This is a genomic window from Allobosea sp. 2KB_26 (genome assembly GCF_052115715.1).
Lineage (GTDB): Bacteria > Pseudomonadota > Alphaproteobacteria > Rhizobiales > Beijerinckiaceae > Allobosea.
Window position 1 is genome coordinate 21329 of sequence record NZ_JBFRHE010000009.1, and the last position, 21024, is coordinate 42352.

Below are 21024 nucleotides of genomic sequence, written 5' to 3' on the forward strand. Positions count from 1 at the left end.
TCCGCGGGTTTCGGTTTCAGAGCTGTGTGACCATAGGTATGTGCGCCAGGCACGTGGATCACCAAGCGGGCGAAACCCCATACTCTCGTAGATTTGCGTGCCTTCAGCCACGTGGGGCTGGTGCTGCGAGAGAGGATTGAAATCAAAATAGATATGTATATTCAATCGCTTACAGAGATGTTTGGGGCGTTGGGGTGGGGCGGTTTTTGTGGTGGATGCCGCCGTCCTGATCGGCCTAGATAAACGCCGATGCAGCAGTGAACGCGACCGCGCCGATTTTCAAAGTGTGATTCGAGCCGGGGTATGCTCTCTTAGGAGCAGCCTCGGGATACTCTTGAATGCGCCTCGCGAAGTTCTTCATCGTAATTGCCATGCTGCATCTGCCCGCTGCGCAATTCGCATCAGCCAGCACACTGGAGCTCCAGCGAGCGGTAAGCGCGTGGATCTGGGATGATGGCAAGTTACGGCAGACCTATTCCGTGGACGAACGCAAGCGACTTGCGACTGCGCTTCGAGACTATTGGAAATCGTTCGCCGATCGCATACCGCGCCTTTTGCCGTCTGAAGATCGATGGCTGAAAGGAGAGCTTGAATCGGAATCGATCGAGCGAGTCGCGGCTGCGATGAACCGCCGCGAATACGCCCTTCACGACACGTTCGCCAACGCCGACGCCTGTAAGGTGGCCTATGGCGATATTATCAGCGACATCGGAGGAAACCCCCAGCGCGAGGCGCTCAAATGGGCTCGTTCCCTGAACTGCTACAAGAATGACGTGCGAATCGAGTTGGAGAACGCTGGACTTAAAAAGCGCGATTCATACGACGACGATCCATTTCACATGCACTTTTTCTCGCTCTGGACGCAGCGCATCATCGGACCTGTGCTCGGTTCAGTGCTGGATGAGCCGAACTTTCGATGACGATTGGTCGTAGATCCTCGAACGCGTAGGGGCCGCCCAAGCGCGCGGCGATGGTGGACCGGCCATGCTGTGCCAGCGGCGTATTCGACGCGTGACCAATGGTGACGCATTCCCCAGGTTCGGCTACGCTTCGGGACGAGAATTGGCCTTGGTTGATCCGATTGATGCTGGAATATGTGTTCAAGCTTGGAAGTCTGGCCGGGCTCGTGTCGGCCGGCTTCCTGATCTTCGATCGGTTCTTCGCGCACAGGCCCACGCTCTCTTTGCACCGTGTCGTCGAGCACTACGCGCCGGAGGTCTATCTGCGGATCGTGAATAATCACGACTCTGATCTCATTATTCACTCGATCGAGTGCAGTCCTGATCGGTGGACGATCGCGGAAGACGACGAGACGAAGGCAATCGCAACGGCTGTCCTTCGGCGCAAATTGACTGACCATGTTATTCCGCCGAAGGGAACACACCTGCTCCTAATCATCCGTATCTCAGATGGAACGACGCCGAAGGCGAGCGAGGCGCTGACGTTCATTGTCTCGTGGAACTTGTCCGGCGAGGCATGGCGCTGGAGTAGGAAGTCCAAGCTCAAGACACACACTGATCGGATTGATCAGATGATCCGATCTGGTCCGATCAAACATCCATAACGCTGCTCAAAGACACTTGGATCGACGCAGGCGGATAGCCAGTGCGGCAATGTTCTGCCGGGTCGTGCTTTGCCGGGGTGGCAATCGACGCCAGGCAATCTGACGCGGAACTTTCAACACGAAACTCTTCGCGAGGAACAATTGCGCTTTGCGTCTGCGGCCAATTGGAGGATGGTAGAAGCGAGGGACGTAAACGTCCCTCGCTTCCTCCGGGAGCCATCCAACTGGACGGAAGTGATGGCCGGGGTGTCCTGCAATGACAGCCCGGCCGTTCCGTCTCGTTAGCACCTGCACGATGGGGTGTTTCTGGATCTCATAGCAAGGTCGTTCTTGCTTTGTCCGAGCGACTTATCGTGGTTTGTCCCCTACGTTCTTCCATTCAGAGCCGTAATCTCGTGTCGCGGTCGCTCGTCAGATGGATTTGCCCGAACGGAGCGGGCGCCCTCAGGGCCGGCGCGCGGTTCGGGGCTTACATCGCAGCGTGAAATCGAGTTCGAGCGGGCGAATTGAGGTGGGAACGGCTTCCCCACGCACCCTGTTACCCACGGGGTAAAGTAGCGGGCGACCGCGAAGAGATGCCGGACGTTAGCACCCTGTCGGTTCGTTCCTTAGCTGCCGAAAGGCCGCAGTATGCAAGAGGGGCTGTCTCTGTTGAGGCGGCCCCTTTGCTGTTTCAGCGCTCGGCTTTGCGATCCTGCGCCGGGTAGTGCGCGACGTAAGATTCAAACGAGCGCACGAACAATTCGCGCATAGTCATGTGACGCTGCGCGGCCTCAAGCTTGAAGCGGCAGTGCAGATCTGCGCGACTTTGAAGCCGATATCGACGAGCTTCTCAGCAGGTTCGACGGCGCCAGGTGGTTGGGCCTTGGTCATTCAGCCCGCTCCCGACGAATGCGGCTGCCATCATCAGGCGCGACGAGTGCGCTCTGATCGGGGTTCGGGCTGTGCGCGTCAGCACGCCGTTGCGGCCTGACAAGCATTTGTGACAAAGTAGGCGAAGTCTCATCGAATCCTCGCGATCATCTGCACAACGGGGCTATCAATCCAGCTGCTCAACGCAGAGAACGATGGCAGGTAGTTTGATCGTTGCCATGGGGAGGATGGTATTGAGTGACGCCTATGGCGAAGCCAGCGCCGTGTTCTTTATCGTAATGTGCTGCACGCTATCGCGTGATTTCCAAAGTTCCTTATCGGGGTGATCAAGTATTTCGCAATATTTCTCAAAAGCATTTAGTAGTGCAAGCTTCTTGGGGTCGTCTTCGCCAACTCTCAATAGAAAATCTCTTAATTTTTGAGGAGACGGATGATTCTTAAAATCTCGTAATTCATTCCATTCTTTCCTAACGGAATTATATTCATTCCCCATGGGGTGCGGAATTATATTCCCTCCTAAAATTGATAGTATATAGTCGTACTTAACAAAATAATCCCAATTATCTCTTCTGATTTTCTTTATCCGATCATCGGAGATTTCGGCGTCCCTCATTATTCCCAGTATTCTTTCAAGAAAATAATCTTTCTTGATCATATTTGAATTCAGGATTCTGCCGTTGGCTTGGATGGTGAAAAGTTGGGCTTCAGCCATCACTTCAATGAGTTTATTTAGATCATTTATTTTTCCTTTAGCTTCCCGGAGCGTCGCAGAAACTCCGCTAGTCGTCGCGGATACTTCGCTAAATTTGTCGATATTCGCGAGAAATATGCAAACAATGGCGGCAACTGATAGCGGCCATGCCCCTGACGGGCTAGCAAATGCTGCTATCGCCATCAGAATGAGCAAGGCACTGGCCGCGCTGTAGAGCCACGTCCGGCTATTCTTCAGCGCTGCCGGTATACGATCAAGGTTCATAGCCACGCCCCTGCGATTCTCTTTCCCTAGAGCGTCAGCAGAGGCCGGACCTAGCGTCAAGCGTCCAAGCAAAAGCCCGCCAATCTGCACCGGCGGGCCCTTTGTCGTAAATAGCCCTAAGCTGCAGGCGAGGCCGTCACTCCCTGATCACGCCAGCCTTCAGGTGATAGCGGACAGCCAGATACAGCCTCCCGTATAATCCCGCCAGTAGTGCCCTTCGATGTAGGGCCGCAAAGCTCGCCTCAATTCCGGACCTTCCAAGCCATGGAGGTCCACCTGATTTGTTACGGCGTTTGTAACATCGGAATGGACGAAAGCCCTATGGGGCCGAGGATTTGTTTGTTTTCAAGGAGATGGGCTGGTGCTGCGAGAGAGGATTGAACTCTCGACCTCTCCATTACCAATGGAGTGCTCTACCACTGAGCTACCGCAGCAGGATCGTAAGCCTTGAAGCGCCTGTTCAATCGCGATTCGGCGATGGCAGGCGCGGCGTCGTTCCGAAGCGGCGTCCTGATGCCACAAGCCCCCGCCGGACGCAACCCGTAGCGGGCGAACAGCATGTGAAAAAGTCGGGACCAGTCCTTCTCTGCGATCCTGCTGCTGTAGAGTACTCCATTGGTAATGGAGAAATTGCTTCAGCTCAGAGCCGGGTGCGCTGGCGCTCTCCGGGAACGATGGTCCCGCCTCAATCCGCCAGCAGCAACTGTCGATCGATCCGGAAGAGCCTGCCGTCGCCGAGCATATGTGCCGTCAGTCCGTCGTGAAAAAGTGGACGGAAGGCGGGGTCGCGAAGGTTCAGCCCGCCGGCATAGGCGCCCATGGCCGGCAGGATGCAGCGCCGCCCGGAGAGCGCGAAGCTGCGGCGACGCAGGGCCCGCCCGCGCATCCTGATCTTGGCCGCCGGGTGGAGATGCCCGGCGATCTCGAAGCCGGCCTCAGCCGCGTCGGGTTCGTGGCGCAGCACGACGTCTGCAATCGCGAGACAGTCCGCGGTTTCGCCGCCCATCGCCCGGCTGATCGCGGGGTCGTGGTTGCCGGTCACCCAGAGCCAGTCGCGGCCCTTCTGCAGCAGGTGCAGGGAGCGCAGATCGTCGCCGCTGATCCGCTCCTCTGCGCCGCGGTCGTGAAAGCTGTCGCCAAGCGCGATGACGCGGGCTGGAGCATGGCGCAGGATCGCCGCCGTCAGCGTTGCCAGCGTGGTCGCGGAATCATAGGGCGGCAGGAAGATGCCGCGCGCCGCATAGGCCGAGCCCTTTTCCAGATGCAGATCGGCAACGACGAGCGTGCGCTCTTCGGGCAGCCAGAGCGCGCCCGAGAGATCGGGGACGATTGCGAGCCGCCCGAGCATGAGTGCTCCGGCCTCGCGCGCTGAAAATTCGTTCGTTGCGGGCAGCGTCACGCCATCGCCTCTTCGAGCATCATCGCTTCCGCCTCTGCCAGGATCTCGTCGGCTGCCTCGCCATGAACCGCCTCGCGCCCGATTTCGAGCATCACCGAAACACTGAGCGGCGAAACATGGTCCAGCGGCTGATGCACGATCCGGCCGCTGATTCGTGTCAGCATTTGAGCGAGCCGCTGGATATCGAGCAAGCCTGTTGCGGCGTCGGCCCATGCGGCTTTCAGCAGCACGTGGTCAGGCTCGTGCTGGCGCAGCACATCATAGACGAGGTCGCTCGACATCGTGACCTGCCGGCCGCTCTTCTCCTGGCCGGGGAAGCGGCGTTCGATCAGCCCGCCAATGATGGCACAGGCGCGAAAGGTGCGCTTCATCAGAGCCGATTCGGCGAGCCATGCCTCGAGGTCGTCGCCGAGCATGTCCTGGGCGAACAGCTCGTCGAGCGAGAGCGCTCCCCGGGCGACCGCCGCCGACATGTCGCCCAACGTCCAGACCGCAATACCGTAATCGTTGCAGACGAAGCCGAGCGGTCTCATGCGCGCCCGCTCCAGCCGCCGCGTCAGCAGCATGCCGAGCGTCTGATGGGCGAGGCGGCCCTCGAACGGGTAAGCGACAAGATAGAACCGCCCACCACGCGGAAAGGTCTCGACCAGCAACTCGCCGGGTTTGGGCAGGCGCGACTTCAGCCTTTGCGCATGCAGCCAGGAGGACACCTCGTCCGGCAGCCTGGCCCATTCCTTCGGCGAGGCGAGCATGGCGCGCACGCGGGCCGCGAGGAAGGTCGAGAGGGGGAATTTGCCACCGGCATAGGACGGGATTTTCGGATCGGTGCCCGGATTGGTGCGCGAGCAGACGACCTCGTTCTCGGTGATGCCCTCGAAGCGCAACACCTCGCCGGCGAAGACAAACGTGTCGCCGCTCGTCATGGTCTCGGCGAAATACTCCTCGATCTCACCCAGGATACGGCCGCCGCGGCTCAGCATGCCGGGCTGGCCGGGCCTTGCGCTGCGCAACCGGCCAAGCCGGACCTTGAGCATGGTCGATTCGACGATGGTGCCGACATTCATGCGATATTGCTGGATCACGCGGGGGTTGCTCGCGCGGAAGAGCCCGTCCTTGCCCCTCCGGAGCTTGGCGAAGCGCTCATAGCTGCGCAGGGCATAGCCGCCGGTTGCGACGAAATTGACCACGGCATCGAAATCGGCCCGCGCAAGGCCGGCATAGGGCGAGGCGGTGCGCACCTCCTCGTAGAGGGCATCCGGAGCAAAACCGTCGGAACAGGCGATGCCAAGCACGTGCTGGGCCAGCACATCGAGCGCGCCGATACGGGGCTCAGGCGTGTCCTGGGCGGCTTCCGCGACAGCGTCGAGGGCGGCGCGGCATTCCAGCAGTTCGAAGCGGTTGGATGGAACGAGCAGGGCCTGCGACGGCTCGTCCATGCGGTGGTTCGAGCGGCCGATGCGCTGCATCAGCCGGCTCGCGCCCTTGGGCGCGCCGATGTTGATGACGAGGTCGACATCGCCCCAGTCGATTCCGAGATCGAGCGTCGAGGTGCAGACCACGGCCTTCAGCTTGCCCGCGGCCATCGCCGCCTCGACCTTGCGGCGCTGCTGGGCGTCGAGCGAGCCGTGATGCAGCGCGATCGGCAGATTGTCGTCGTTGATGTTCCACAGGCCCTGGAACATGAACTCGGCCTGCATGCGCGTATTGACGAAGACCAGGGTCAGGCGGTGATCGCTGATCGCCTTGTAGACGTCGCGAATGGCATGGCCAGTGGTGTGTCCGGCCATCGGCAGGCGGTTGGCGGATTGCAGGATGCCGATCCGCGCGCTTGCCCCGCCCTTGACGGTGACCAGCCCGGCCGATGTCCCGACACCGCCGAGATAGCGCTGCAGGTCGGCCGGCTCGCGCACGGTCGCGGAGAGGCCGACAGCCGAGAGTTTTGGCGCGAGGCTGCGCAACCGTGCCAGATCGAGCGAAAGCAGGTCTCCTCGTTTCGAGGTCACGAGCGCGTGCAATTCGTCGAGCACGACGCGCCTGAGGTTGGCGAAGAATGGTTTCGCGTCCCGGTGCGAGACCAGGAGGGCCAGCTGTTCCGGCGTGGTCAGCAGGATGTCCGGCGGTCGCGCGATCTGCCGGGTGCGCTTGGCGGCGGAGGTGTCGCCCGTACGGGTCTCGACCGTGACCGGGAGTGCCATCTCGCGGATTGGCGTCTCCAAATTGCGGGCGATATCGACCGCAAGAGCTTTGAGCGGCGAGATATAGAGGGTGTGTAGCCCGTCATAGTGGCCATTGGCCTCGCTGAGCTCGACCAGCGACGGCAGGAAGCCCGCAAGCGTCTTGCCGGCACCGGTCGGCGCCACGAGCAGGGTCGAGCGCCCGGCGCGCGCCTCTTCCAGCAATGCAAGCTGATGCGGGCGCGCAGTCCAGCCGCGATAAGCGAACCAGTCGGCGAAACCTGGCGGGAGGGAGGCGGCGGGGGCATCCATGCGGGATAGAGATAGGCGGTGCGGGGCGAGAGTGAAATCCCGCCCCCTGGGCCATGGGCCCTGAGACGTTGCGTTCGCCTAAGCGCGCCCCGCCACGACAACCAGTCCCGGCACCGGCTTCCCGCGGTCCTTTCGCGTGCTTGCCGCCTCCAGCAGGAGCGGCGTCAGCCGAGCTTCGGACAACTGCCGCCGGAGCCAGCGTTCGCCATGGGCGAAACGACGATCCTCACCGACGATCACGTCCTCGCCGTCATGATCCTGCACGGTGAAGGCAACGAGGCCCGTGGCTGTCAGAACCCGCGCAGTTTGAGCGAAGGCCGGCGCAAGCTCGCCGAGATAGACGAAGACATCGGCCGCGATGACCAGATCGGCCGACGCATCGCGGCGGCTTGCGAGGAATTCGACGAGGCCGGCTACGGCGAGCTTGTCATAGAGCGGGCCTCCGGCATCGCGTGTCTTGGAGCGCGCCTTCTCGATCATCCGCGCGGAGAGATCGCAGCCGGCGAGAAACTCGGTTTCTGCTCTGATCGCTTCGCCCATCAGGCCGGTGCCGCAACCGAGATCGAGTGTCATGGCGAAGGACAGGGCGCGGCTTTGCGCTGCACAGGCCCGCGCAAGCGCGTCCTTCAGCAGGGCTGGACCATGATAGGACAGGGATTCTACGAGGTGACTGTCGAAACGTTCGGCGTAGTCGTCGAAGAGACGGCCGGAGAATGCATCGGAGGCGGCCAGTTCCGCCGGAATCGCGCCGATGCGCGCGAGATCGAGCCTGGCGCCGAGATGATCCGCATCATCGAGAACCAGGCATTGCCGCCATGCTTCCGCGGCCTCCTCCTTGCTGCCAAGTTTCGCCTTGGCCTTGCCGTAGAGATGCCAGGCCGCGACGAAACCCGGCGCCTCCCCGAGCGTTTGATCGAGGAGATCGACGGCTGTTGCGGCGTCTCCTTCGGAGAGCGCGGCGGCCGCCCATTCATAGCGGCGGTCGAGTCGGGGATCGCCGGACGACGTCGAGAAACGAGGCTGGATTTTTTCCATGAGCGATCGACTTTATCTCACGCCCATGCACCAGACTAGATAATGCGCCCTTCGGAGCTGTTGATCCCGACGCCGGCCGGCCTCTATTGCCCGCTGGCTGATATTCATATCGATCCGGTTCGCCCGGTCGGGCGGGCGCTGATCACCCACGGCCATTCCGACCATGCGCGGGCGGGACACGGCGCCGTCCTGGCGACGCGCGAAACCCTGGCGATCATGGCCTTGCGCTATGGCGAGGGTTTTACGCAGAGCCGGCAGGAGGCGGTGCCGGGCGCGATGACGTCGATCGGCCCGGTCGATATCCGCTTCGTCCCGGCGGGGCATGTCCTCGGCTCGGCTCAGATCGTGGTCGAGAGCAAGGGACTGCGCATCGTCGTCTCCGGTGATTACAAGCGCGAACGCGACCCGACCTGCGCCGGTTTCGAACCGGTATCCTGTGATGTCTTCATCACCGAGGCGACATTCGGCCTGCCGGTGTTTCGCCATCCGCCGGCCGACGCCGAAATCGCCAAGCTGCTGGAATCGGTCAGGCTCTTTCCGGAGCGGACGCATATCGTCGGCGCCTATTCGCTCGGCAAGGCGCAGCGCGTCATGGCTCTGATCCGCGAGGCCGGCTACGAGCGGCCGATCTATATCCATGGTGCGCTCGAGACCCTGACGGAGTTCTACGCTTCGGAAGGTGCTCCGGTCGGGGAGACGCGCCTGGTTTCGGCAAGCGATCGGAAGGCGCTGGCGGGAGAGATCGTCATCTGCCCGCCAAGCTCGATTCAGGATCTCTGGGCGCGGAAATTTCCGGACCCCGTGACCGCCTTCGCGTCTGGCTGGATGCGGATCCGGGCGAGAGCGCGGCAGAGGGGCGTGGAATTGCCGCTGATCGTTTCAGATCATGCCGACTGGGGCGATCTCCAGGCAACGATCAGGGAAACCGGCGCCGGCGAGATCTGGGTCACCCATGGCGAGGCCGATGCATTGGTGCATTGGTGCGGGACGGTCGGCCTGAGCGCGAAGCCGCTGCATCTTGTCGGCTATGGCGACGAGGGCGAGGCAGAATCGACAGGCGAAGCCGCCGATGCCACGCAACTCTAGCGACGGGGCGCAGACTCTACTGCGCGGCCAGCGCGGTATGGGAGCGGGCGGGCAGTGTCATGCCGAGCAGCGAGACGGCCATATCCCGCGCCAGGCAATCGTAACCGGCGTCGCTCATATGGAAGCCGTCACTGGCGAGCACGGCGGCGAACGCATTGGCGTCGCGCCGATGCCAGTCGAGCATCGTGTTGTAGCGCGAGAGAACGGGGATCGAGCGGCTGCGTGCCGTGTCGGCGATGGCCTCGACGAAGCTGCGATAGCGTTCGGGATCTTTCACCGTCGGAAAGTACTGCGGGTCGAGGATCACGAGGCCGGAGCCGGCCTGGCGGACTGCCGCAATCCCGTCGGAGACCATGGCCTCGAAGGCGGCGAGATCACCACCCTGCACCGCATCATTGGTGCCGACCTGCCAGATGACGAGATCATAGCGCCGCTCGCTCAGGGCCTTTTTCAGGCGAGCGAGCGTCTGTGGAGCGGTTTCGCCCCCGATCCCGGCATTGGTGACGCTGATGGCGGCATTGGGCCAACTCTGGCCAAGCAGCTTCTGCAGGCGGGCAGGGTAGCTCTTGTCCTTGGAGGACGCGCCGATCCCTTCTGTGGAGGACGAGCCGATGGCCAGGATGTCGAGCTTATGCTCGCGGCTGATCTTGGCTGCGATGGCAGGGAGCGGTATCGCCGCCTGCATCATCGGCGTTTCCCGGCATTCGAAGGACGCGGCTTCAGCGCTGCCGATCTGCAACGTTGCGAATGCCGAGGCCACAATGAGATTCACGGCAAAGAACCGCATCGCGGCGCGCATCCCGACATCCTCATGACTGCTCCCTTGGCTGGTAAGGTTTCGTTCATGAATGGAGACTGAACGCCGGTGAATGACCTGATGAGGGAATTTCGGGACAGGCAGGGCCCGGCGCCAGCCTTGACGCTTGCCTGAAACTGCAGCGGGGGAGGGCAGGATGAACCGTTTCGCCTGGTTGCTCGACAGGCTTGCCTATGAACCGCGCCGCAACGCGAAGCTCGCGCTGATCGCGGATTATCTGCGCACGACGCCGGATCCGGACCGGGGGCTGGCGCTGGCTGCGATGACGGGCGGCTTGGTGTTCCAGAATGCCAAGCCGGGCCTGATCCGGGCGCTGATTGCCGAGCGTACGGACCCGGTGCTGTTTGCATTGTCCTACGATTATGTGGGTGATCTCTCGGAGACCGTAGCCTTGATGTGGCCGGCCCGGCATGGTGCGAATGCAGCGCCACACCTGCCCGATGTCGTCTCGGGCCTGCGAAACTCCGGCAAGACGGACTTGCCCCGCCTGATCGCGTCCTGGCTCGATGCGCTCGACGAGACCGGACGCTGGGCATTGCTCAAGCTCATCACCGGCGCATTGCGCATCGGCGTCTCCTCCCGGCTCGCCAAGACGGCCGCGGCGAGCCTCGGCGATGTCGAGCCCGACGAGATCGAGCAGGTCTGGCACGGGCTGGAGCCGCCCTATGAGCCGCTCTTCGCCTGGCTCGAAGGCCGGGGACCGCGGCCGGCCGCGACGGACCCGGCGCCCTTCCGCCCCGCCATGCTCTCACACCCCATCGAGGAGGGCGATTTCGACAAGCTCGTTCCGGCGGAATTCCAGGCCGAGTGGAAATGGGATGGAATCCGCGTTCAGGCCGTCAGCGGCACGCGCGCCGATGGGGCGCGCATCACCCGGCTCTATTCACGGACCGGCGAGGATATCGGCGCCTCCTTCCCGGATGTCACGGAGGCGCTCGTTCTCGACGGGGCACTCGACGGCGAATTGCTGGTGCGCCGCGAGAATGCCGTCCAGAGCTTCAACACGCTTCAACAGCGGCTGAACCGCAAGAGCGTCACCGGAAAGATGCTGGCGGAGTATCCGGCTCATATCCGGGCTTATGACCTGCTCGTCGATGGCGAGGAGGACATTCGCGACTTGCCGCTCGTCGAACGCCGCAAGCGGCTCGTGGCCTTCGTCGCGCGGCTGTCCTCCGCAGTGGTGGATCTGTCACCGCCGATCGCCTTCAGCGATTGGGAGGAACTGGCGGCCGCGCGCGCAGACCCGGAAGCCTCTGGAGCTGGTGTCGATGCCGAAGCGGTCGAGGGCTGCATGATCAAGCGCCTCGATTCTCCCTATCTGCCCGGCCGGCCGAAAGGATACTGGTACAAGTGGAAGCGGGATGCGCGGCTCGTCGATTGCGTGCTGATGTATGCCCAGCGTGGTCACGGCAAGCGCTCGTCCTTCTATTCGGATTTCACCTTCGGTGTCTGGCGAACGACGGAGGAAGGCGAGGAACTCGTGCCGGTCGGCAAGGCCTATTTCGGTTTCACCGACGAGGAGTTGCTGGAGCTCGACCGCTTCGTGCGCCGCAACACGCTGAACCGCTTCGGCCCGGTGCGAGAGGTCACGCATGAGGCCGACAAGGGGCTGGTGCTGGAAGTCGCCTTCGAGGGGCTGCAGCGTTCGACCCGGCATAAGTCCGGGCTCGCCATGCGCTTTCCCCGGATCAGCCGCATTCGCTGGGACAAGCCGCCGCGTGAGGCGGACCGTATCGAGGCGCTGGAGACGCTCCTGCCGGGGCCGGGCTGAAGCGTCGGTCCGGAGTCTAAAGGCGAATATTCTGTTGCGTTGCCGCAAGCGCCATTCTGGTTCACAGGCTTCCGTGCCGGTTTGCAGCGCTCATACCGTCTTATCGGCTTGAAATGCTTGAGCCTGCGCCCGCCTATGGGGCAGAATAACCAGGCCTGTGGAGGGGATGACAGCATGAACCGGCAAACACCGACGCATATCGTCATCGCAGATGACCACCCGCTCTTTCGCGGCGCCTTGCGTCAGGCCGTATCGCATGCGCTGGAAGGGGCGGAAGTGAGCGAGGTTGGTTCGCTCGAGGCTTTGACGAAGGCGCTGGCAGAGGACGGGGACGCAGATCTCGTCATGCTTGATCTGACGATGCCCGGCGTCCAGGGATTTTCCGGCCTGCTGTTCCTACGGGCCGACCATCCGGAGATCCCGGTCATCGTCGTCTCGGCTAATGACGACCCGGCTGTGATCCGCCGTTGCATCGAGTTCGGAGCGCTTGGCTTCCTGCCGAAGACGGCCGAGGTCGAGCAGATGGGCGAGGCCATTCGTGCGGTGCTCGAGGGCAGCGTCTGGACTCCGCCGGGAGTCGATCTTTCAGCGCCGGTCGATGCCGAGATCGCCGACATGGTGCGTCGGCTGTCGACGCTGACGCCACAGCAGGTCCGGGTCCTGATGATGCTGTCGGAAGGGCTCTTGAACAAGCAGATCGCCTATGAGCTGGGTGTCTCCGAGGCGACGGTGAAGGCCCATGTTTCGGCCATCTTGACCAAGCTCAATGTCGACAGCCGCACGCAGGCCGTGATAGCCGCCTCGAAGATCGCGGGAACGGCATGGGCGACGGCGGGTGCTTCGGCGACGATCTGAGCGTTCCGATGACGCGGCTCTTCGCCATTCAGGCGCGATTCAACCGATCTATGGCCCGTCTCGTCTATCGATAGGAATTACGGCAATGGCCAATGGCAATCTCGATCACTTCCTGGGCGGCTCGTTTCTCAGCGTTCTGGTCCGGCTGGTCTTCATTTCACTGCTGGTCGGCGCTGCCATGGCCTTTCTCGGGCTGACGCCACGCGGCCTTTTCGACGCCGTGGCGCGCTTCCTGCGGTCGCTTGGGGATCTGGGCTTTGGCGCCGTGCGCGAGGTCGGCCAATGGGTGCTCGCGGGCGCGCTGGTCGTGGTCCCGATCTGGCTGCTGTCCCGCCTGTTCGCCTCGCGGCGCTAAAGCATCTGCCCGAAAAGTGGATTGCGGTTTTCGGGAAAGCCGATGCAATCACAGATGGTCTAGACGTCCGATGCGGCGCAAGCTGGCCATGGCATGAGCGCCAAGTCTGAGGCGCCGGCTGCGCCTTACAGGCCCTCTCCCCGCGCGATCGCCTCGGTATCGCGGCCGACGAGGTCCGCAATCCGGCTCGCCCCGGCACGGCGGGCCTCACGCACCAGCCCCGTCTTGACCTCGCTCACGAGGGCGGGGCCCTTGAAGACCATCGCCGAATAGAACTGCACCAGGCTGGCGCCGGCCCTGATCTTGGCGAAGGCGGTGGAGGCGGAGTCGACACCGCCGACACCGACCAGCGGGAATTGCGCCTCGACGCGCCGATAGGTCTCGGCCAGGATGCGGGTCGAAGACGTAAAGAGCGGTCGGCCTGAGAGGCCGCCGGTTTCGCCGCGAGAAGCTCCCCGCAAGCTGTCCGGCCGTGCCACAGTGGTGTTGGAGACGATCATGCCGTCGATCGCGCGCCTGCGGGCCACGGCCACGATACCGTCGAGCTCGGGCAGCGTCAGGTCAGGAGCGATCTTGAGCAGAACCGGCGTGCGGTGGCCGGTGGCCTGTCCGGCCTCGTCGCGGGCGGCGAGCGCTCGCGCGATCAGGTCGTCCAGCGCCGATTCCGCCTGCAGATCCCGCAGGCCCGGCGTGTTGGGCGAGGAGACGTTGACCGTCAGGAAATCGGCAAGCGGCGCCAGCCGCCTGGCCAGGATGGCGTAGTCGGCGGCGCGGTCGGCGGAGTCCTTGTTGGCGCCGAGATTGACCCCAACGATGCCGCCGCGCTTGCGGCGAGCCGCGAGCCTGGCCGCGACGGCTTCCATGCCCTCGCTGTTCAACCCATATCGATTGATGACGGCTTCGTCTTCGGGCAACCGGAAGACGCGAGGGCGCGGATTGCCGGGTTGCGGCAGCGGCGTCACGCCGCCGACCTCGACAAAGCCGAAGCCGAGGCCCAACGCGCCGTCGATCGCTTCCGCATGTTTATCGAAACCGGCGGCCAGGCCGACCGGGTTCGGGAAGGAGAGCCCAAAGGCCTCGGTCGCCAGGATCGGATCGTCGGCAGCCGGCTTCAACGCTGGTGCGGCCGCCAGTGCGGCAACCGTCAGGCGATGCGCCATCTCGGCATCCAGCCTGTGGATCAGGGGCCGGGCGAGGGAGAAGAGGCTACCGATCACGAAATGTCCTCCGGAATGACGGGGCTGCCATTCGTCCCCGTGGCGAGCGGCGCAATCCAGCGCGCGGTCTTGGGGTCGAGGGCCGAATAGAGATGCGGGAAGAGCGCGCCGCCGCGCGAAGGCTCGTAGCGCAGCGCCGAGCCGAGTGCCGTATCATCCACCGCGATCAGCACGAGGCCGCTCTGACCGGCGAAATGCTTCGCTGCCGTCTCGCGAAGCTGTCCGCCTGTGGAGAAATGGATGTAGCCGTCGGCGAGATCGATGGCAGCGCCGTTGAATGACCCGGCGAGCTCGGCGTCACGCCACAGCTGTTCGGGGCAGATCTTGTAGATGAGGGGCACGGGACGTCTCATTGGTTCGGCGTTGTACACGCCATAGCGGGTGCAGTCGGTTCCGGGCAAATCATCTCGGGCCCACCCACGGAAATCAGATTGAGGTCTCATCGAGTAGGGGATATTTCCTATCCTCGTCCTGTTCTCCCGGCACATCAGGATCCGAGGCCCGTCCGATGCTGTCCCACCACCAGATCTGGAGCGCGATCGATGCGCTGGCCCAGCGCTACGGTTTTACGCCGTCGGGTCTGGCGCGCAGGGCAGGGCTCGACGCCACGACCTTCAACCGGTCCAAGCGCATCGGCCCGGATGGCCGCGAGCGCTGGCCTTCGACCGAGTCGATCGCCAAGATCCTGGGGGCTACCGGCGCTTCGCTCGACGAGTTCATGAGCGTGGTGACGCACCGCGGCGCCGCGCCGGCGCCCACCATTCCCCTGCTCGGCTTCGCACAGGCGGGGTTGGGCGGTTTCTTCGACGGCAGCGGCCTGCCTGCTGGCTCCGGCTGGGAAGAGGTGGCTTCTCCCGGTCTGTCCGACGAGAAGGCCTATGCGCTTGAGATCGCCGGCGATTCTATGCTGCCGATCTATCGCGATGGCGACATCATCATCGTTTCTCCTGCGGCTGCCGTGAGGCGGGGCGACCGGGTCGTGGTCATGACCACGGAAGGCGAGGTCCTGGCGAGGCAGCTCAAGCGCGAGACCGCCAGGACCGTCGAACTCGCCTCGCTCAATCCCGAGCAGCCCGATCGGGTTCTCGCATTATCCGAGATCGCCTTCATGGCGCGGGTGATCTGGGCGAGCCAGTAGAGCCCTCAGTTCACCCCTCTGATCGGCAGCGCCACCTTGAAGACGGCCCCGATCCTCGAGGGTTCGAGCGCGATCGAGCCGCCGTGCAGGCGGACGAGTTCCGCCGCGATGGCGAGGCCCAGCCCTGTGCCGCCGGGATTGACCGAACCTCGAAAGGCCTGGAACAGATTGGCCTTCGCCCGTTCCGGAACGCCGGGGCCGTTGTCGCAGACGCGCAGAACGACCTCATGAAGCTCGCGCGCCGCACTGATCGTCAGGGTCGGCTGGCGGCCGGGTTCGGCGCCTGCACGGGTCAGGGCCTCGACGGCGTTGCGCATCAGATTGAGCAGCACGCGCGCCATCTGGTCGGGGTCGCAGGGCAGGATGAGTTCCGCCGGAACTTCGTTGGCGAAGCTCACGGTCGGGCTTTCCGCAAGGCCGAGCAGTTCGCCCGCATCGGCTACAAGCTGCCGAAGCGCGACTTCGCGCAGAGTAGGCGTCGCCTCGGCGGCGCGGCCATAGGCGAGTGTCGCCTGGCAGAAGGCGATGGCGCGGTCGAGCGTGGCAATCAGGCGCGGCGCGAAGCGCCGGATCTTCGGGTCACGCGTTTCGGTCAGCCGGTCCGACATCAACTGGGCTGCAGCCAGCATGTTGCGCAGGTCGTGGTTGACCTTGCTGACCGCCAGACCGAGCTCGGCGAGGTGCTTCTTTGTGCGCAGCTCGTCTGCCAGCGTCATTTGCATGCGTGCGAGCGCCCGTTCGGCCTCGCCGATCTCGTCCGCGCGCTGGCTCGGCGTGATGATCCGGTGCGGGTTCTCCGGGTCGGCCTCGAATTCCATCACATTGGCCGCGACCTGACGGATCGGGCCGACGATGAGCCAGTTCAGGGCAAGATAGACCAGCCCCGCCGTCAGCCCCGAGATCAGCAGCGACAGCAGCAGAATATTGCCTGAGAACACCAGCATGGCGCGGCGCAGCGGCGCCTCGTCGATGATCAGTTCGACGAAATCGGCGCCGCCCACCGCCTCACCGATGACCCGGATCGGCGTGTCATGGGCGGGCATAATCAGAGTGTCGAGAGACTCGATGATGGAGGTGAACCAGCCCATCTGGCGCAGATCCACGGTTCGCGCCACCTCGGGCGGCATGGAATCGAGGCTGAGAAGGCGCCGCGCACCGCCGACGCGGGCGGCGATGGCGCGTGCGCCGACGCCCATCAACAGGCGGCTCTCGCTGCCTTCGGGCAGGCCCTCCGGCGGAGCGCCCTCGAGAACCAGCACGGCGATCTGCGCGGCTGCGAGGCGGTCATTCAGCCAGTTGCGCCGAAAGTTCGCGACAGACGGCAAGTAGATCAGCACTTCCGCCAGCATCACGAAAAGCACGGTCAGCAGCAGCAGCTTTGCGGAAAGGCCGAGCCGCGTCAGGCTGCGTGGTACGCTGACGGATAGCGACTGCTTGTCGAGGCGTGGCGACTCCATGCGGCGAGCTTATCCGAAGCGGCGCAGGAAGCCGATAAGCCGGCGAATGCCCGGCCGGGACGCAAGCGGAGAGTAGACGGAGAGGGCAGTCCGCTTCGAGAGCTCCGAGAGGCTCGAGGAGGGGAGGACCAGTCCGGCGACATCCCTGACGTTCAGCCCCTTCTCGATCGCCAGGCACCAGAGCGCGATCAGCTCGCCGGCCTTGGCACCAATGATGGTGGTGCCAAGAATACGGCCTCTGCCGTCGGTGATAAGTTTGACGAAGCCCTCCGTCTGCCGTTCGGCCTGAGCCCTGTCGTTGTCGGCGTAGGGCCAGCGCAGGATCCGGATGTCACGCGCTGCCTTGCGGGCCTGTTCCTCCGACAGGCCGATGCTGGCAAGCTCGGGTTCGCAGGAGGTCACTCTTGGCAGCGCCGTCGCGCTCGCCTTCACCGGCAGGCGGAACAGGATATTGCGGAGAACCAGGCTCGCCTGGTGGCTGGCCGCATGCCCAAGGTGAGAGCGATGCGGAATGGCGCTGGCGCAGCCGCCGATGGCGAAGACTCGCCGGTTGGCCGTCCGCAGGCCGTTGTTGACGACAATACCGCCGGTATCGCCGGCAATGCCTGCAAGCTCGAGATCGAGCGCCGCGATCGCCGGCTGCCCTTCGCTCGCCACCAGAAGGTGCGTGCCATCCAGGGCCAGCTCCGCTTCGCTCTTTGTCCCCGCCAGAACGAGGCGCACGCGATTGCGCGGGGTTTCGACACGCAGGATCTCGGCCCGTTCGTGCAGCGCGATCCCGTCCCGCAGCAGCGCGCGACGGATCAGCGCCACCGCCTCCGGGTCCTCGTCGGCAAGCAGGTCCTCGGCTCCAACGATCGTGACGCTGCTGCCGAGGCGGCGCATTGCCTGCGCGACTTCGACCCCTTCCGAACCGCATCCGAGCACGATCAGACGCTCCGGGCGGCGGCTCAGGGTGAGAACGGATGCCATCGTCAGGACAGAGGCCTTGTCGATGCCAGGAATTGGCGGAGGTGCCGGGCGCGAACCCGTTGCGATGACGAAACGTCGTGCCCTGATCTCCCGATCGCCGACCTGCACGGTGTTGCGGTCGCGAAACCGAGCCTCGCCCGTGATCACGTTGACGCCCAACGCCGCCAGGCGCTCGGCCGTTTCGTTCGGAGCCAGCGCCGCGACAACGCCGGCGATATGCGCCTGGATCTTGGCGAAATCCACGTCCAGCTCACCGGCGGCGATGCCGAAATGGCCGGCGTCGTGGAGCAGTCTCGCCCGTATGCTGGCGGCGATCAGTGCGCTTGAGATGACAGCGTTCTTGCCGCCTCCGAGGCGGTCGCGCTCCACCAGCACGACCGAAACACCAAACAGCGCCGCTGCTGTCGCAAGGGAAAGTCCGGCGCCACCGCCTCCGATAACGCAGATGTCGGGGGTCAGCGGCGTCATACTGGATGCCGTTGCCGGACTGCCGGTCACATCGCCTCTCCCTGATCTGCGTTCCGATCCCTGCTGATGCGTTGTCAGAGTGCAGGAATCAAGGCCGGCACTCCGGAAGTACTGGAGCGGCACGTCGTTGGACAGGAATTATCACGATGGGATTGGTACCGCGCGTGCGAAGTCTCAGCGATATCGCCTCAGGCGACGTGACGTCCCCTGTCAGGGGAGAAGGCGGATATCGGCTCGGGCCTGCCGAAGAGATAGCCCTGTGCCCGGTGGGCGCCCAGCAACTGCACAGCGATACGCTGCTGCTCGGTTTCGATGCCTTCGACGACGACATTCATCGAAAGGCGTCGAGCAAGCTGGCAGACGGCCTCGATGATGGCTTTCGACGCCTCATTGGCATGCACGTCGCGGCTGAAGCTCTGATCGATCTTCACCTGGGCGAAGGGGTAGGTCGAGAGATAGGCAAGCGAGGAGTAGCCGGTGCCGAAATCATCGAGTGCGAACTTCACGCCGAGCGCGCGCAACTCGTGAATGGCGGCGAGCGTGCCCTTGTTATCCTCGATCAGCAGGGATTCCGTCACCTCGAGCGTCAGGCGGTGGGAGCTGAGCCCGGAGGTGATGAGCGCCTCCTTGACCGTCTCGACGATCCGGCGTGGTTCGCGGAACTGTAGCGGGGAGATGTTGACGGAAACGCCGATCTCTTTCGGCCAGGCCGCCGCGTCCATGCAAGCCTGCCTGATCGCCCAGTCGCCCATGGCGGCGATCAGGCCGGAGCTTTCGGCAATCGGGATGAAGATGCCGGGCGGGATCATTCCGCGGGTTGGGTGGCGCCAGCGCATCAACGCCTCGCGGTTGACCACATCCTGCGTCTTCAGGTCGATGATGGCCTGATAGTACAGTTCGAGCGACTTGTTCTCGCAGGCCCTGCGCAGATCCACTTCGATCTCGTGCCGATCGAGCATCTCCTCGGCCATTGCCGGGTTGAAGAAGGTCAGCGTGTTGCGACCCGCGGCCTTGGCCTTGTAGAGGGCGGTGTCAGCGTGGCGCAGCAGGTCGGCCGGCGTCGCGGCATCAAGCGGCGCCATCGCGATCCCGACGCTGGCGGTCACGTAGACGGTCTTGGTTTCGAGCAGGAACGCCTTGGCCATCGCGTCGATCATGCGTTGGGCGATCGTGGTGACGATGGTGAGACTGGCTGACGGCAGGATCAGAACGAACTCGTCGCCGCCGAAGCGGGCCAACAGGTCGCCCCCGCGAATGACGCCGCGAAGGCGCATAGCCGTTTCGGAGAGGACGCGATCGCCGATGTCGTGGCCAAGGCTGTCATTGACCTGCTTGAACCCGTCGAGATCGACATAGAGCAGCGCGAAGGCTTCGCCCGTTCGCTCCAGCTTGCGAAAGGACTCGGACAGTTCGTTGTTGAATTCGAAGCGGTTGGCGAGGCCGGTCAGCTCGTCGAAGCGGGCCATCCGCTCGATCCTCGCCTCCGTGGCCTTCCTCTCGGTCGCATCTTCGGTCAGCATCAGCACGCCGCCTTCGGCCGCAGGCGCGATGGTGACGACCAGCAGTCGGCCGCCGCGGGTTTGCAACTCGCGGGTGACTGCCTGTTGCGACTGCTGAACCTCACTGAGTGCGCTTCTGATGTCGCGAACCTGGTCAGCGCTGATGACCTGGCGCTCGATCAGGAAGCGGGCGATCGCCGTCAAAGGCGTGCCGGGGAGGGCGAGCGTCTCGGGTATGCCGAAGAGCGTGCGATGCGGTGCGTTGCAGATCGCGAGCTTCAGGCTGCGATCATACATGGCGAGCCCATGGATCATCGTGTTGAGGGCGGCGTCGAGCGTCAGGTTCTGCGAGTGCAGGGCTGATGCCAACCCGCGTGACTGCTTGGTCGCCTCGCTGAGCGCGAGGAGGTTCCGGTGCAGGGAATTGGTGATGGCAATGTTGGCCGCTACGTACAGGAACGCGAAATAGCCGATATAGTGATAGTAATCGTTGGAGGCCTGGACGAGGCCGATGGCCATCGGCACGCAGAAGGTCAGGAGCTGCACGGCGACGAATTTCGGCCGGCCGGCGTTGCGCGAGACGTAACCGGAGGCCAGCGCGATGGTCGAGGCGACCGATGTGATATGGGCGGCTGCGTCTTCGGTCTGAGTCAGGGCGATGTAGCAGCTGTAGCCAAGGACTGCGCTGAAAACCGTTGCGCCGAGGAAGTACTCGCGATCCCAGCGCCGTGTCTCGGCAAAACTGTCATCGGAATGATCGCGCCTGCGATAGCTGATGACGGTCATGATCCGGAGCGCGACGACCAGAGTCACCAGCGCAGTCAGGGTCATGAAAATGCTGGCGCCCGTCGAGAGCCAGCACAGATAGGGAGTCAGGATACCAGCGATGCCGCCCGGAATGATCGAGCCGGGCGAGGAAAATAGCGAGCTGACCAGCAGACGATAGTCCGGCAGGTCGAAATCCTCGCGGACGTCGCCCGGTCTGTCGCTGAGAAGCCCTTTGAATCCACCCGCCATCCAGTCCCGCCTTGCAAGGCCTCAGGCGCGCGACACGAG

At 63.6% G+C, this 21024-nt stretch carries 17 protein-coding genes and 1 tRNA gene; 7 read left to right on the forward strand and 11 right to left on the reverse strand.

Annotated features, from left to right (window positions below; all coding sequences use genetic code 11):
• Nucleotides 1-338: 338 nt before the first annotated feature.
• Both AB4099_RS22055 and AB4099_RS22060 read left to right on the forward strand, forming a co-directional pair.
• The gene (locus tag AB4099_RS22055) at nt 339-920 is read left to right on the forward strand and encodes a hypothetical protein (RefSeq protein WP_441479636.1); all 582 of its coding nucleotides are present in this window, start codon (nt 339-341) and stop codon (nt 918-920) included.
• 164 nt (nt 921-1084) lie between these two features.
• On the forward strand, nt 1085-1564 hold the full coding sequence (locus tag AB4099_RS22060) for a hypothetical protein (protein ID WP_441479637.1): 480 nt from the start codon (nt 1085-1087) through the stop codon (nt 1562-1564).
• A 1117-nt stretch (nt 1565-2681) separates the two neighbouring features.
• Here AB4099_RS22060 and AB4099_RS22065 read toward each other — a convergent pair.
• The 5 genes from AB4099_RS22065 to AB4099_RS22085 form a co-directional block, all read right to left on the reverse strand.
• Complete coding sequence (locus AB4099_RS22065; protein ID WP_441479638.1) at nt 2682-3413, reverse strand: hypothetical protein; 732 nt, start codon at nt 3411-3413, stop codon at nt 2682-2684.
• 359 nt (nt 3414-3772) lie between these two features.
• Nucleotides 3773-3847: transfer RNA gene (locus AB4099_RS22070), tRNA-Thr, on the reverse strand.
• Nucleotides 3848-4098: 251 nt separating this feature from the next.
• Nucleotides 4099-4761, reverse strand: coding sequence for a ligase-associated DNA damage response endonuclease PdeM (gene pdeM, locus AB4099_RS22075; protein ID WP_441479766.1), 663 nt, complete (start codon nt 4759-4761; stop codon nt 4099-4101).
• Between the two features lie 47 nt (nt 4762-4808).
• Nucleotides 4809-7298 (reverse strand): ligase-associated DNA damage response DEXH box helicase, encoded by a 2490-nt coding sequence (locus AB4099_RS22080; protein ID WP_441479639.1) that lies wholly within the window; start codon nt 7296-7298, stop codon nt 4809-4811.
• A 78-nt stretch (nt 7299-7376) separates the two neighbouring features.
• Nucleotides 7377-8333: a class I SAM-dependent DNA methyltransferase gene (locus AB4099_RS22085; protein WP_113515056.1), complete on the reverse strand. Its 957-nt coding sequence runs from the start codon at nt 8331-8333 to the stop codon at nt 7377-7379.
• 42 nt (nt 8334-8375) lie between these two features.
• Between AB4099_RS22085 and AB4099_RS22090 the strand changes: the two genes are divergently transcribed.
• Entirely contained in the window at nt 8376-9419 is a 1044-nt protein-coding gene (locus AB4099_RS22090; protein ID WP_113515058.1) for a ligase-associated DNA damage response exonuclease, read from the forward strand.
• A 16-nt stretch (nt 9420-9435) separates the two neighbouring features.
• On the opposite strand, the gene AB4099_RS22095 is transcribed toward AB4099_RS22090, so the two are convergent.
• Nucleotides 9436-10218 carry an SGNH/GDSL hydrolase family protein gene (locus tag AB4099_RS22095; RefSeq protein ID WP_113515060.1) on the reverse strand — a complete coding sequence of 261 codons (783 nt, stop codon included), beginning with the start codon at nt 10216-10218 and terminating at the stop codon, nt 9436-9438.
• Nucleotides 10219-10372: 154 nt separating this feature from the next.
• Between AB4099_RS22095 and AB4099_RS22100 the strand changes: the two genes are divergently transcribed.
• The 3 genes from AB4099_RS22100 to AB4099_RS22110 all read left to right on the forward strand — a co-directional run bounded on the left by AB4099_RS22100 (nt 10373) and on the right by AB4099_RS22110 (nt 13217).
• Nucleotides 10373-12007, forward strand: coding sequence for a cisplatin damage response ATP-dependent DNA ligase (locus tag AB4099_RS22100; protein ID WP_441479640.1), 1635 nt, complete (start codon nt 10373-10375; stop codon nt 12005-12007).
• Nucleotides 12008-12181: 174 nt separating this feature from the next.
• Nucleotides 12182-12862: a response regulator gene (locus AB4099_RS22105; protein ID WP_069877668.1), complete on the forward strand. Its 681-nt coding sequence runs from the start codon at nt 12182-12184 to the stop codon at nt 12860-12862.
• Nucleotides 12863-12947: 85 nt separating this feature from the next.
• A complete protein-coding gene (locus AB4099_RS22110; protein WP_113515065.1) occupies nt 12948-13217 on the forward strand; it encodes a DUF6460 domain-containing protein in 270 nt (89 codons plus the stop codon).
• A 125-nt stretch (nt 13218-13342) separates the two neighbouring features.
• Here AB4099_RS22110 and AB4099_RS22115 read toward each other — a convergent pair whose 3' ends face one another.
• Together AB4099_RS22115 and AB4099_RS22120 are read right to left on the reverse strand one after the other, a co-directional pair.
• The gene (locus AB4099_RS22115; protein ID WP_441479641.1) at nt 13343-14434 is read right to left on the reverse strand and encodes a quinone-dependent dihydroorotate dehydrogenase; all 1092 of its coding nucleotides are present in this window, start codon (nt 14432-14434) and stop codon (nt 13343-13345) included.
• Nucleotides 14431-14787 carry a DUF952 domain-containing protein gene (locus AB4099_RS22120; RefSeq protein ID WP_441479642.1) on the reverse strand — a complete coding sequence of 119 codons (357 nt, stop codon included), beginning with the start codon at nt 14785-14787 and terminating at the stop codon, nt 14431-14433. The genes AB4099_RS22115 and AB4099_RS22120 overlap by 4 nt, the downstream gene beginning before the upstream one ends.
• Before the next feature lie 155 nt (nt 14788-14942).
• On the opposite strand from AB4099_RS22120, the gene AB4099_RS22125 reads away from it, so the two are divergent.
• The gene (locus tag AB4099_RS22125) at nt 14943-15572 is read left to right on the forward strand and encodes a S24 family peptidase (protein WP_441479643.1); all 630 of its coding nucleotides are present in this window, start codon (nt 14943-14945) and stop codon (nt 15570-15572) included.
• Nucleotides 15573-15577: 5 nt separating this feature from the next.
• Here the strand turns inward: AB4099_RS22125 and AB4099_RS22130 are convergent, their stop codons facing one another.
• The 3 genes from AB4099_RS22130 to AB4099_RS22140 all read right to left on the reverse strand — a co-directional run bounded on the left by AB4099_RS22130 (nt 15578) and on the right by AB4099_RS22140 (nt 20985).
• Nucleotides 15578-17029 carry a sensor histidine kinase gene (locus tag AB4099_RS22130; protein ID WP_113515073.1) on the reverse strand — a complete coding sequence of 484 codons (1452 nt, stop codon included), beginning with the start codon at nt 17027-17029 and terminating at the stop codon, nt 15578-15580.
• Nucleotides 17030-17038: 9 nt separating this feature from the next.
• A complete protein-coding gene (locus AB4099_RS22135; RefSeq protein ID WP_441479644.1) occupies nt 17039-18499 on the reverse strand; it encodes a dihydrolipoyl dehydrogenase family protein in 1461 nt (486 codons plus the stop codon).
• A gap of 158 nt (nt 18500-18657) precedes the next feature.
• Complete coding sequence (locus AB4099_RS22140; protein WP_113515077.1) at nt 18658-20985, reverse strand: putative bifunctional diguanylate cyclase/phosphodiesterase; 2328 nt, start codon at nt 20983-20985, stop codon at nt 18658-18660.
• Between the last annotated feature and the right edge of the window lie 39 nt (nt 20986-21024).